The 12,218-nt window shown below is 55.3% G+C and carries 12 protein-coding genes; 8 read left to right on the top strand and 4 right to left on the bottom strand.

Annotated elements, in window-relative coordinates:
- On the bottom strand, positions 1-397 hold a 397-nt coding region (locus tag BIS10_RS13410; protein WP_301282050.1), incomplete at its 3' end, for a flavoprotein.
- A gap of 2 nt (positions 398-399) precedes the next feature.
- Positions 400-1,785 (bottom strand): UDP-N-acetylmuramate:L-alanyl-gamma-D-glutamyl-meso-diaminopimelate ligase, encoded by a 1,386-nt coding sequence (gene mpl / locus BIS10_RS13405; protein ID WP_253505901.1) that lies wholly within the window; start codon positions 1,783-1,785, stop codon positions 400-402.
- Between the two features lie 246 nt (positions 1,786-2,031).
- Here mpl and BIS10_RS13400 point away from each other — a divergent pair, with 246 nt between their 5' ends.
- Entirely contained in the window at positions 2,032-2,421 is a 390-nt protein-coding gene (locus tag BIS10_RS13400) for a glutaredoxin (RefSeq protein ID WP_054640994.1), read from the top strand.
- Between the two features lie 19 nt (positions 2,422-2,440).
- Here BIS10_RS13400 and BIS10_RS13395 read toward each other — a convergent pair whose 3' ends face one another.
- Entirely contained in the window at positions 2,441-2,953 is a 513-nt protein-coding gene (locus BIS10_RS13395; RefSeq protein WP_253505899.1) for a hypothetical protein, read from the bottom strand.
- 278 nt (positions 2,954-3,231) lie between these two features.
- Here BIS10_RS13395 and BIS10_RS13390 point away from each other — a divergent pair, with 278 nt between their 5' ends.
- The 7 genes from BIS10_RS13390 (at position 3,232) to pepQ (ending at position 11,283) form a co-directional block, all read left to right on the top strand.
- On the top strand, positions 3,232-4,803 hold the full coding sequence (locus BIS10_RS13390; RefSeq protein WP_253505897.1) for an ABC transporter substrate-binding protein: 1,572 nt from the start codon (positions 3,232-3,234) through the stop codon (positions 4,801-4,803).
- 134 nt (positions 4,804-4,937) lie between these two features.
- A complete protein-coding gene (locus BIS10_RS13385) occupies positions 4,938-5,987 on the top strand; it encodes an ABC transporter permease (RefSeq protein WP_083024409.1) in 1,050 nt (349 codons plus the stop codon).
- Positions 5,984-6,928 (top strand): ABC transporter permease, encoded by a 945-nt coding sequence (locus BIS10_RS13380; protein ID WP_058577811.1) that lies wholly within the window; start codon positions 5,984-5,986, stop codon positions 6,926-6,928. Before BIS10_RS13385 ends, BIS10_RS13380 begins: the two co-directional genes overlap by 4 nt.
- A 7-nt stretch (positions 6,929-6,935) precedes the next feature.
- Positions 6,936-7,952 (top strand): ABC transporter ATP-binding protein, encoded by a 1,017-nt coding sequence (locus tag BIS10_RS13375; protein ID WP_253505895.1) that lies wholly within the window; start codon positions 6,936-6,938, stop codon positions 7,950-7,952.
- The gene (locus BIS10_RS13370) at positions 7,949-9,010 is read left to right on the top strand and encodes an ABC transporter ATP-binding protein (protein ID WP_253505893.1); all 1,062 of its coding nucleotides are present in this window, start codon (positions 7,949-7,951) and stop codon (positions 9,008-9,010) included. Before BIS10_RS13375 ends, BIS10_RS13370 begins: the two co-directional genes overlap by 4 nt.
- Positions 9,011-9,059: 49 nt before the next feature.
- Positions 9,060-9,971, top strand: coding sequence for a LysR family transcriptional regulator (locus BIS10_RS13365; RefSeq protein WP_253505891.1), 912 nt, complete (start codon positions 9,060-9,062; stop codon positions 9,969-9,971).
- A gap of 13 nt (positions 9,972-9,984) precedes the next feature.
- On the top strand, positions 9,985-11,283 hold the full coding sequence (pepQ, locus tag BIS10_RS13360; protein WP_253505889.1) for a Xaa-Pro dipeptidase: 1,299 nt from the start codon (positions 9,985-9,987) through the stop codon (positions 11,281-11,283).
- A gap of 65 nt (positions 11,284-11,348) precedes the next feature.
- On the opposite strand, the gene BIS10_RS13355 is transcribed toward pepQ, so the two are convergent.
- The gene (locus BIS10_RS13355; RefSeq protein WP_192859204.1) at positions 11,349-11,951 is read right to left on the bottom strand and encodes an OmpW family protein; all 603 of its coding nucleotides are present in this window, start codon (positions 11,949-11,951) and stop codon (positions 11,349-11,351) included.
- Positions 11,952-12,218 lie beyond the last annotated feature (267 nt).

Here is a 12,218-nt window from a genome sequence, read left to right as displayed (position 1 = left end):
GCGTACGGCGCTCTTTGATGGCGACATCGGCGGCGCGCTCAATCAAATTATTGCTGGCGCCGGTCGCAACCGCCGAGAGCGTGCCCGTCGAACAGGGGCAAATCACCATAGCCGAAGGTGCGCCTGACCCAGATGCTACCGGTGCCATCCAGTCTTCTCGACCAAAACAGCGAATTTGCCCTGGTTGGGCACCGCTTTTTTCTGTGAGCGCCTCTACCAATCGCTGCGGCTGGGCAGGGAGTGACACATCCGTTTCCGTGGCAATCACCATGTGAGCCGCTTTGGAAATCATTACCCACACTTCATGCCCCGCCTCGACCAGCACATCGATCAAGCGAAGACCATACTGAGCGCCTGAAGCACCTGTTAGTGCTACTGTTACCGGAGGTTTAAACATTGTCACTTCGACTGCTCCCGCGCTGTTAATGCATCTAACAACCGCTCGTGCACTCCCTCAAAACCACCATTAGACATCACCACAATACGATCTAGAGGTGACGCTTGAGTGACCACCGCTTCCACTAGAGCATCAATATCGTTAAACAGCGCGGCACGCTCTCCTTGAGCCTCTACCAGCGATTCCATCGACCAAGCCACTCCCGCTGGCTGAAACCAGAACACCGCATCCGCATCGGCCACGCTATCGTTCAAGCGCTCCCGCAATGCGCCCAAGCGCATGGTGTTCGAGCGGGGTTCAATCACCGCCAACAGGCGACCCTCAGTAGTGGCGGCGCGCAGGCCTTGCAGCGTGGCGGCAATGGCCGTCGGGTGGTGGGCAAAATCATCAATCACCTGAATGCCATTGACCTCACCTCTCACCTCTTGCCGACGGCGAGGTGTTTTAAACCGCGCCAGCGCGGCACAGGCACGCGCCAAATTCACGCCACATAGCCGTGCAGCGGCGAGTGCCGCTAGCGCATTGCGCGCGTTGTGTTCGCCGGTTAACGCCCACTCCACCACGCCATCCTCTTCACCTTGTTCGCCTAAATACAAGACCTGAAAACGGCTAGCGTCGGCACGTTCTAAGCGCAGCTGCCACTGGCTGTTTGCATCAGCTCCAAAATAGGCCACCGGTGACCACGCCCCCATCTTCAACACTCGTTCCAGTGCGGGCTGCTGATCGGCTACTAGTAAATGCCCTTGGCTGGGAACGATACGCACTAAATGGTGGAACTGGCGCTCGATAGCGGCGAGGTCAGGAAAAATATCAGCATGATCAAACTCAAGGTTATTGAGTACGGCAATCGTCGGGCGGTAGTGAACAAACTTGGAGCGCTTATCAAAAAAGGCCGTGTCATACTCATCGGCCTCTACTACAAAGGGGGCGTCTTTTTCGCCTAAGCGCGCCGAAACGCCAAAATTACGTGGTACGCCACCAATCAGAAAGCCAGGCTTTAGCCCAGCGCTTTCTAATAGCCAGGCTAGCAGGCTGGCAGTGGTGGTTTTGCCATGAGTGCCCGCCACAGCAATCACTCTGCGGCCAGGCAACACATAGTCTGCAAGCCACTGCGCCCCTGAGGTATAGCGCATGCCACTATTGAGCAGTGCCTCCACCTCTGGATTGCCCCGTGAGAGCGCATTACCCACGACCACCAAGTCGATTGAGCCTGAGAGATTGGCTGCTTGATAGCCTTCCATCAGGGTGATCCCAGCCTCAGCGAGTTGCGTACTCATCGGTGGATATACGTTGGCATCGGAGCCGCTTACTTCATGGCCTAACTCCCGTGCAAGTAGTGCAAGGCTCCCCATAAAGGTGCCACAGATACCGATAATGTGCAGACGCATGGGCCAAGCGCTCCCTTCCTAACCATTTCAAACGATTGAACTTACTAAACACATCAATCAACGAGCGCTGAGATTAGCACGCCACGCGGTGTTGCTCATCTCGTTCCCCGCGCGACATGGCATTACAGGCTCAGAAAGTGACAATTCTGACGATTTATTGCAGGATGCGCGCACCTTTTCTTAATCGACATCCAACAACCCGTCCACTACACACGCTGTAAAGCAGTGCAGTGAGAGGAGACAACCATGCGCATCTTAATTCGTTACTTCTTTCGGGGCGTTCGCGTCCTGCTAGCCCCCGTCATGCTGATCTCCGAGAAGCTATCCACGCCAAAAGCCGTTGAGCGCACCCCAGAAGAGCAGGCTCAGGTAGACGCAGCTTGCCAGCAACTCGCGCTCTACCAGTTCAGAACGTGCCCCTTCTGTATCAAAGTGCGTAAAGAGATTGCCCGGCTGGGGCTTAATATTGAGCTTCGCGATGCCCAGCTAGACCCTGCACATAAGCAAGCCCTGCTGGAAGGTGGCGGGAAAGTAAAAGTCCCCTGCCTAAAAATTACCGATGACGCAGGGCAAGCCACTTGGCTCTACGAATCAGATGAGATCAACCGCTGGCTTCACCAGCGTTTTGGGGCGTAATTGCAGCGACATACGCTGCCTAAAACTCGACCTTTTGCGCGGTAATATCGAAGCGCACGCTGAGCGGCACGCCCTCCGAAGCGCTGGGGGTTGACTCCAGCGTGTGCTGAAGCGCTAACTGCCCTTCAATGTGGCCCACCACATGGAGGTCTCTCCCGGTTTGCTCAACGTGGCTCAGCGTTACTGTGATATCGCCACCCTCAGAGGTATAGAGAGGCGGCATCGCCGTTTCGCCCATAAACTGCACCACGCTTGCCTCCATGAGTTCCTCATTCTCTAACGTTAAACTCATCGCCAATGCCTGTTGAGCATCCCATTCAACTGGATCAATAAAACCAGTGACCTCGATTTTCAGTTGATCACCTACCTCCATAAACGACGCATTTGAATCGTCACCTTGGCGTAATACAAACCAGGCATACTCATCTTCACCCAAGGTACCCACCATATCCGCCGTTTCATCAGCGCTTACCAACAATGAACACCCTGCGATGAGACTGACAGCCAGCCAGCTAACACATTGTTTCAACATAGTCTGTTATGCCCTATCTATTGAGTTAGGTGTTGATCGTATTCTCACACCGCTTAACTATCGACTTTTGTCTAACATCCTATGCTACAACGTCCGCCGTTAGCCCCATCATTCAGCAGATGAATGATGCCAGTCATTATTTCGATTGTATGACGCCACCACCTCTCTCTATGTTGTCAGCATAGCTTACGAGCTGGCCGTGTCTGTTTTACTGACAAGTACCGCGCTGAACACTTCCTCAGTAAGACGAACAATAAACAACATGCATGGGAACATTTATGACGCTCAAGAAGACGCTACTGGCCTCTGTGATCGGTGCTACTGTGGCAGCAACAGCCATGTTGCCGATGACCGCAAGCGCCGAAACCCTCCGTATCGGCTATTCCGCTGACCCTGAAACCCTGGACTTGCATGAGCAGCTGTCAGGCGGCGTACTGCGTTTTTCGCACCTCGCTTTTGACCCGCTGGTTCGCTGGACCAAAGATTTTCAGTTTGAGCCGCGCCTAGCCACTGAGTGGGAGCAGGTAGACGACACCACCATGCGCATGACCCTGCGCGAAGGCGTTACTTTCCATTCCGGTAACCCTTTCACAGCAAAAGATGTCGTGTGGACCATTGAGCGTCTGAAAGAGAGCCCGGACTACCGCGCCATTTTTGACCCGGTTGCCAGCGCAGAAGCCGTTGACGACTACACCGTCGAAATCACCACGTCTGAGCCCTACCCGCTGCTGTTGAACCTCGCCACCTACATCTTCCCGATGGATAGCGAGTTCTACACAGGCGAAACCGAAGACGGTAACGACAAAGCCGAAATCGTTAAAGCGGGTAACTCCTTCGCTTCACGCAACGTATCAGGCACCGGCCCGTTCATCGTCACTGACCGTCGCCAGGGTGTCCGCGTTGACTTCAAACGTTTTGAAGACTACTGGGATACCGAAAGCGAAGGCAACGTTTCTGAAATCGTGTTAACGCCGATTGCTGAAAATGCCTCACGCGTGGCGGCCCTGCTGTCTGGCGGCGTTGACTTCATCGATGCCGTTCCGCCTAACGACCTTGATCGTGTGCGTGACGCCGACGGTGTGGAATTGGTAGAAGTGCCCGGCACCCGCATCATCGGCTTCCAGCTCAACGAAGAGCGCGTTGAAGCCTTCCAAGATGCTCGCGTTCGTCAAGCCGTTGATCTGGCTATCAACCAGGAAGGCATCGCCGACCGCTTAATGCGCGGCTTCGCCACGCCGGCTGGCCAGTTCTCTCCGGAAGGTTACTCTGGCCACAATCCGGATCTCGTTCCCCGTTACGACCTTGAGCGCGCCCAAGCGCTGATGGCCGAAGCGGGCTACGAAGAGGGCTTCAGCGTTGATATGATCGCGCCGAACAACCGTTACGTGAACGATGCGCAGTTGGCCCAAGCGGTTGCCAACATGCTCGCTCGCATTAACATCACCGTTAACCTGCGCACCATGCCGCTGGCTCAGTACTGGCCTGAGTACGACACTCGCCAGTCAGACATCGCCATGATCGGCTGGCACGCGGATACCGAAGACACCGCTAACTTCTTCCAGTACCTCTCTTTCTGTATTGATGAAGAGAGCGGTGCTGGCCAGTACAACTACGGCAGCTACTGCAACGAAGAGATCGACGCGCTGGTGACAGCAGCCGACAGCGAAACCGATCTTGAAAAACGCAACGAAATGCTGCGTGAAGCAGAAGCCATGCTGTATGAAGACGTTGGTTTCGTCATGCTGCACTGGCAAAACCTTGCCTATGCCGCAGCTGAAGGCGTAGATGTTGAGCCGGTTGTTAGCGCGCTGGACTTCCCCTACCTGGGTGATTTGGTGATTAACCGCTAATCCCCACGCAGAACTGATAACCCGCGCAAGGATGCTTCGCTCTCCAGCCCTGCTGGAGAGCGAAGCGTTTTCTTTGCGGCCGCCAGACGGCCACGCGGCGCTTCTCTGATTAACCTACATAGGTGGCGTACGCCATGATTGCTTTTTTAATCAAGCGGCTGATGCACGCAATATTGGTGATGTTTGTCATCAGTGTATTGGCCTTCGCCATCCAGGATAACCTGGGTGACCCTGTACAGCAGATGGTCGGACAGTCGGTCCCCGAAAGTGAACGCGAAGCCATTCGCGAACGGCTGGGGCTCAACGACCCCTTCCTAGTGCAGTACGTGCGTTTTGCTAAAAACGCCGTGCAGGGTGATTTTGGCTACTCCTACTTCTACCGCGAACCAGCGCTGGAAGTGATTGCCCGGCACCTGCCCGCCACTCTTGAGCTGGTATTTGCTGCCACCCTGATTATCGTGCTGCTATCTGTGCCCATCGGCGTGTATAGCGCTATCAAACCGCGCTCGCCGATATCCCGGTTCTTCATGGGGGCATCGATTATCGGTATTTCAATCCCGGTCTTCTTGACCGCGATTGTGTTAATTCAAATTTTCTCGATCGGTATCACCGTCTCGCTGTTCCCCGAAGGCACTGCCTGGGGCGCTTGGTTAAACGGCCTGCTCTCGACCGAGGGCAATATGCCGTCGTTTGGCCGTGGCTATGATTTGGTGCATGTCGTCGGCCACTGGGATACCAACCTGGTTACCTGGAATGGCTTGCAACACCTTGTCCTACCCGCCGTATCGCTAGCCTCCATCATGCTACCGCTGTTTATTCGTTTGATTCGCGCAGAAATGATGGAAGTGCTGCAATCTGAATATGTGAAGTATGCGCGCGCTAAAGGGATTTCCATGCGCCGTGTCTATTTCGTTCACGCGCTGAAAAACACCATGCTGCCGGTGATTACCGTGGGCGGCGTACAGATTGGTACCATGGTGGCCTACACCATTTTGACCGAAACCGTATTCCAATGGCCGGGCATGGGGCTGATGTTCCTTGACGCCATCAACCGTGCCGACATTCCGCTGATTGTTACCTACCTGATGATTGTCGGCGTCATTTTCGTGGTCACAAACACCATCGTGGATTTGATCTACGGCTTTGTGAACCCCACTGTAAAACTGACTGGTAAGCCCGCATGACAACGTCCACAACTTCCACTGCACCAAGCCGCTGGGAGCGCCTGCGCGACTCCTTTTTGTGGTACAGTTTCAAACGTGACCGTACGGCGCAACTGTGTTTGGCGGTCTTTATCTGCTTAGTCATTGCGGCATTTTCGGCGCCGCTATTAGCGCCGACCGATCCTTATGACCTGGCTCAAATCGACATTCTCGCCTCCGAGCTGCCGCCTTTCTGGATTGATGGCGCCGACGAGATGTATACGCTCGGCACCGACGCCCAAGGGCGTGATCTGCTGTCGATCATTCTTTACGGCACTCGAGTATCGCTGCTGATTGGCTTTGGCGCGGTGGCGCTGCAAGCCCTACTGGGAGTGACCTTCGGCTTAATGGCAGGCTACCTGGGCGGCCGTGTCGACGCTTTCCTGATGCGCCTAGCGGATATCCAGCTCTCGTTCTCCACCTTGATGGTGGCGATTGTGGTCGGTGCGGTGGTGAAGGCCACCATGGGCAGCGCGTTCTACAGCCAATACGCCGTTCTAATGCTGATATTGATTATCGGCCTTGCTGAATGGCCCCAGTATGCTCGTACCGTGCGCGCGTCAGTGCTGGCTGAGAAAAACAAAGAGTATGTGGACGCCGCCCGTGTAATGGGCCTGCGTAGCCGACGCATCATGTTCCGCCATGTGCTGCCGAACACGCTTTCACCGATCTTCGTTATCTCCACGGTGCAAATTGCTAACGCGATTATCTCCGAAGCAGCGCTGTCGTTTTTGGGGCTGGGTATGCCGGAAACGCACCCCTCGCTGGGTTCGCTGATCAAAGCAGGCTTTGATTATATTCAATCAGGCTCTTGGTGGATCACGTTGATCCCCGGTGCGGTGCTGGTAGTGCTGGTGCTGTCAATCAATCTTCTGGGCGACTGGCTGCGCGATGTCATGAACCCACGACTCTACAAAGGCTGAGGACACCATGGCACTTCTTGAAGTTTCTCATCTCGATGTCCGCTTTGCCCTTCGTCAGGGCGAAGTGCGCGCCCTGCGCGACGTTAATTTCACCCTGGAGCGCGGCGAGCGCTTGGGTATTGTAGGCGAGTCTGGCGCGGGTAAATCAGTCGCCGCTTTCTCACTGCTGAATTTGATCGCCAAGCCCGGCTTTATTGCCGGGGGTAGCATTAAATTTGAAGGGAAAGAACTCAACAGCATGTCGGAGCGTGGCCTGCGCAAAGTGCGCGGCAACCGCATTTCGATGATCTTTCAAGATCCGATGATGACGCTGAACCCAGTGCTCTCCATCGGCGAACAGATGGTGGAGTGCTTAAAGGCGCATCGGCGTATTTCGACCAAAGAAGCGCGTGCCATCGCCCTGGATAAGCTGCGCCAAGTGCAGATCCCCTCTCCGGAAAAGCGCTTAGACCAGTACCCCCACGAGCTTTCCGGTGGGATGCGCCAGCGTATTATTATCGCCATCGCCCTGCTGCTCGACCCGGACATCATCATTGCCGACGAGCCGACCACGGCGTTAGACGTAACGATCCAGGCCGAAATCATGGCGCTGCTGTTGGAGCTGTGTGAGCAGCACAACGTGGGCTTGATTTTGATTACCCACGACCTGGGTGTGGTGAGCCAAGTGACTCAGCGCATGCTGGTCATGTACGCAGGCCGAGTGATTGAGCAAGGTCCCACGCGGGAAATCATCAACGACCCGCAGCACCCTTACACTCAAGGTTTGATCAACGCACTGCCGCAGATGGCAACGCCGGGCGAAAAACTCAACCAGATTCGTGGCAGCATGCCGTCGCTCTCTAACTTGCCCAGCGGCTGTGCGTTTCACCCCCGCTGCGACTTTATCAACCGTGCCGACGGCCAACCTCGTCCTGCGTGCACCCAGCAAGTCCCCGACTTTGTTGAATCCGGTAACTGCCGCGTTGCCTGCCATATGGTGGCGGAAATGCTTGAAGACCGCCGCTTGAAGGAGGAGAGCCTATGAGCGCCCAGGCTGAAACAATCCCCACAATGCCAACCCAAAATGAAGAGAGTAGCGAGTCACTGCTGCAAATTCGTGGCCTCAAAAAGCGCTTCTCACTCTCTGGCGATTTTCTGGAACAGCTACGTTTCAAAGGCGGCAAGCTGGTTCGCCATCAGGAGTATGTCCACGCCATTAACGGCGTGAACCTGGACATCAAACGCGGCGAAGCGCTCTGCGTGGTAGGTGAATCTGGCTGCGGCAAATCCACCGTAGCGCGTACGGTCATGGGGCTAATTTCACCTTCAGAAGGTGAGATTCGTTACGACGGCCAGCGCATTGACGATCTCAGCTCCAAGCAGTTGCTGCCCTATCGCAAGCGCATGCAGATGATCTTCCAGAATCCTTACGCGTCGCTAAACCCGCGTATGACGATTCAGCAAACCCTGGAAGAGCCGCTCCGCCTGCACCACCCAGACTGGAACCGCCAACAGATCCTCGACAAAGTTGAGGAAGTGATGCGCTCGGTGGGCATCGACCCAGACTGGGGCAAACGCTTTGGTCATGAGTTCTCCGGCGGGCAGCGCCAGCGTATCGCGATTGCTCGCGCACTCGCCGTTGACCCCGAATTTATCGTGGCCGACGAGCCCATTTCAGCACTGGACGTATCCATCCAGGCTCAGGTGCTCAACCTGCTGATGGATGCCCAACGAGACCGTAACCTGACCTATCTGTTCATCACCCACGATTTGGCGGTGGTAGAGCATTTTGGGACACGGGTGGCTGTTATGTACTTGGGCACGGTATGCGAGATTGCGACCACCGCTACGCTGTTTGCTAAGCCTCGGCACCCCTATACCCAGGCGCTGCTATCCGCTATTCCTCGCTTGGAAGATGACCGGCCGCAGCATATTCGTCTCTCGGGCGAGGTACCTACGCCGGTTAATCTGCCAAGCGGTTGTGTTTTCCATGGCCGTTGCCCCCATGCCAACGCCCGCTGCAAACAGGAAATCCCTGCACTAAGAACCCAGGATGACGGTACCCGCGTTGCGTGTCACGCTGTTGAAGAAGGCCGCCTATGAGCGCGGCCCACTCAACCGCTATACGCTTGGCCGCTTTGCGAGGTAAGGCATGGAAATTCGCTGGCTAGAAGACTTTATTGCCCTGGCCAGAACGCGACACTTCTCCCGCGCTGCCGACGAACAGCACGTCACTCAACCCACCTTTTCCCGGCGCATTAAGCTGCTGGAAGAGGAGATGGGCGTCACGCTGATCAATCGGCAAACGCTACCGCTGTCGTTAACGCCTGCGGGGGAAGAGTTTTTAACGCTATGCGAACAGGTCACCGACCGAGTTCGCTTAACGCGCGATCGCGTTCGTGAGATCAGTGCCGGGCAGCAGCGGCGCATTATGGTGGCAGCACCGCAAAGCCTGCTGGCGCATTTTCTGCCGGAATGGCTTGCCAGCACTGGCAGGCAGGAGCGTATTCAACCCTACCTACGTGCGACGGGCTGGGTGGCCAGCGACTACTTCCAGGCGCTTGCCCGGGCAGAGTGTGATCTGGCGATTTGCTACTGGCCGATTGGCCGCTGTGATCTAGATATTGACACCAGCGCCTGTACTTACCGAGTCATTGGGCATGAGAGGTTAATTCCCGTGACCGGGCTGAAGAGCGACGGCACCGCCTGCGCCTTGCTGCCCGGCTCTCGCCAGCAGCCAGCGCCGTGGTTGGCGTACCCCAAACGGGGGCTGCTAGGCTCGGCGGTCAAAGCGCACCTGGCGCGACTCCCCCAAAGCACGTACTTAACGGCACAAAGTGAAAATCTCTACGCGGCGGGCATCAAAGAGTTGGTGCTACTGGGCTATGGCATGAGCTGGCTACCGGAACGTAATGTGGCTGCGGAACTCGCCAACGGCACGCTAGTCAGGGCGGGCGATAGTCGCTGGGACGTGCCGATGGAGCTGCGGCTTTATCGTCACCAAAGCCAACACCACGCCGAACTCGATAGCCTATGGAACCAGCTTACCCCGCCCCGACCTTGAAAGGACTTCTCCCATGTCAGCAACATTGTATCAACAGCAGCGCGAGCATATCGCGGCGCTGAATCGTGCTTACCAGCAATGCATGGCTGCCCATCAGTTAGATAGCTTAGCAATTTACAGCGGCCATGCACGCAACCACTTTGCAGATGATCACGCCACCAGCTTCCAGTCCTACGGCCACTTTATACACTGGGTAGGGATGGCAGACGTTCAGCATAGCTGGCTGGTGATTCAACCCGATCAACGCCCTCAGCTCTATCTTTACGCGCCCGCAGACTTTTGGCACTTGCCGACACAGCTACCTGAAGAGCCGTGGGTCGCTGAGTTTGATGTGCATCTATGTAGCGACAAAATCACGCCACCGCTATCAGGCCGCGCCGCCATCATTGGCGATGTAACGGAGCTTGAAAGCGCTGCGCAGCTCGCTAACGTGGCCACGTTGCAACCTGAAGCGTTAGTTCGCGAGCTAGATGAGCTGCGGATGACGAAATCTGCTTATGAAATTGCCTGCCTGCGTGAAGCTAACCGGCTGGCGGTAGCAGGTCATCAGGCGGCTAACGCCGCTTTTATTGGCGCTGCCGCCGAGCTGGATGTGCAGTTAGCCTATTTGGCCGCCAGCCGACAGCGCGAGTCTGAAGTGCCCTATCAAAACATTATCGGGCTAAATGAGCATGCCGGGGTCTTACACTATCAGCGCTATGACCTGTCAGCCCCCAAGCAGCGTTATAGCCTGCTGGTAGATGCGGGCAGACGCTTTCGGGGTTACTGCGCCGATATTACCCGCACCTATGCAGGCCCAGATGCCCCTAGCGAATTTGGCGATTTAATTACCGCCATGCACAGCCTCAAAGATGAGCTGATTGCACACATCGCCCCTGGCGTTGATTTCGTTGCACTGCATGAAAAAATGCACCAAGGCTTGGCTGATATCTTGGTCGCACACGGGCTATATAACGGCAGCGCAGAAAGCGCCGTGGAAGCAGGTATCACGAGAGCCTTTTGCCCCCACGGGCTGGGGCACTCGCTGGGTATTCAGGTACATGATGTGGCCGGGTTGAGACAGCCAGACGGCACGCCATCACCGGCACCTAACGCTCACCCTGCCCTTCGCCTCACCCGCACCCTGCAACCCGGCATGGTAGTGACCATTGAACCAGGGCTCTACTTTATTCCCATGCTGCTCGCGCCGCTGCGTAATCAGTCCCACCCCATCAACTGGACACTGGTTGATCAGCTGGATGTCTGCGGCGGTATTCGCATTGAAGATAATATTCTGGTCACCAAAAACGGCCCCGACAACCTGACGCAATAGTTGTTAGCAAACAAAAAACGCCCGACTCACTAACGTGAGCCGGGCGCTTACCTGTGAAGCCTTATTTAGAAGCGGTAGGTAATACCACCGCCGATAGTGACTGGCTCCATCTCGACTTCGCCAATGGTGGCGCCGCCAGCATTAATGTCTGCGCTTACATCAGCATAACTAACATAACCGTTTAGCATAAAGTTGTCGGTTACAGCCAAGTCAACACCTGCCTGACCAATCGCGCCGTAGCTTTCATCAATGCTCAAACCAGTCGGCTCGCTGGAGAAGCTGGTGTAGTTTAAGCCAACACCAACGTAGGGCTGTACTTTAGAGTCTAAACCACCCAAGGGGTAGTAGTTCACCAGCAGGTTCACTGGCAAGCGATCAACGCTACCTGCACTGGCACCAGCTGCGCTTAAATCGTGTTCAAATTTCTCAGAGCTGTTTAATTCAACGCCAACTTTGTCGCTGAATAGGTAACCCGCGCCATAAGTAAAACCACGCGCGTTGTCTACGTCTAGCCCTGCTGTACCCACATTTCCGTTTTCAGAGCCCGTGTCCGTTTGGGCAACACCGCCGCGAACAAAGACATCACCAGCTTCATATGCTAACGCTGCCTGGCTTGCCAAGGCGCTCGCAGAAACAATTGCAGCGGTGATCAATTTCATTTTGCTCATCAGGGTCATCCTCTTGCAACTTACTTGGGAACAATGCTGGCTAACACCAGCCTTACCTATACAATATATAGTATACGAACACCGTTTCCAAATTTCCTGTGAAATTTTAATATAGGTTTTCTTTATTTGATAGCTTTCTTCAACCACCACGGCAAACACAAATGCCAGTGTCTAGTCCTGAAATAGATTGACACTTATTTCATCTCAAACGCCCAGTGCACTGCATTGGGCGTTTTGTATTTCAGCGCTAGGTGTGGCCGCTGACTG

The sequence above is a fragment of the Halomonas sp. 707B3 genome, assembly GCF_024158645.1.
Lineage (GTDB): Bacteria > Pseudomonadota > Gammaproteobacteria > Pseudomonadales > Halomonadaceae > Vreelandella > Vreelandella lionensis.
This window is presented reverse-complemented; position numbering and strand designations above follow the sequence as displayed.

Excerpts from the sequence above, each read along its gene's own strand:
- mpl (WP_253505901.1), bottom strand. The coding sequence starts at position 1,785 with ATGCGTCTGCACATTATCGGTATCTGTGGCACCTTTATGGGGAGCCTT.
- BIS10_RS13400 (WP_054640994.1), top strand. The coding sequence starts at position 2,032 with ATGCGCATCTTAATTCGTTACTTCTTTCGGGGCGTTCGCGTCCTGCTA.
- BIS10_RS13395 (WP_253505899.1), bottom strand. The coding sequence starts at position 2,953 with ATGTTGAAACAATGTGTTAGCTGGCTGGCTGTCAGTCTCATCGCAGGG.
- BIS10_RS13390 (WP_253505897.1), top strand. The coding sequence starts at position 3,232 with ATGACGCTCAAGAAGACGCTACTGGCCTCTGTGATCGGTGCTACTGTG.
- BIS10_RS13385 (WP_083024409.1), top strand. The coding sequence starts at position 4,938 with ATGATTGCTTTTTTAATCAAGCGGCTGATGCACGCAATATTGGTGATG.
- BIS10_RS13380 (WP_058577811.1), top strand. The coding sequence starts at position 5,984 with ATGACAACGTCCACAACTTCCACTGCACCAAGCCGCTGGGAGCGCCTG.
- BIS10_RS13375 (WP_253505895.1), top strand. The coding sequence starts at position 6,936 with ATGGCACTTCTTGAAGTTTCTCATCTCGATGTCCGCTTTGCCCTTCGT.
- BIS10_RS13370 (WP_253505893.1), top strand. The coding sequence starts at position 7,949 with ATGAGCGCCCAGGCTGAAACAATCCCCACAATGCCAACCCAAAATGAA.
- BIS10_RS13365 (WP_253505891.1), top strand. The coding sequence starts at position 9,060 with ATGGAAATTCGCTGGCTAGAAGACTTTATTGCCCTGGCCAGAACGCGA.
- pepQ (WP_253505889.1), top strand. The coding sequence starts at position 9,985 with ATGTCAGCAACATTGTATCAACAGCAGCGCGAGCATATCGCGGCGCTG.
- BIS10_RS13355 (WP_192859204.1), bottom strand. The coding sequence starts at position 11,951 with ATGAGCAAAATGAAATTGATCACCGCTGCAATTGTTTCTGCGAGCGCC.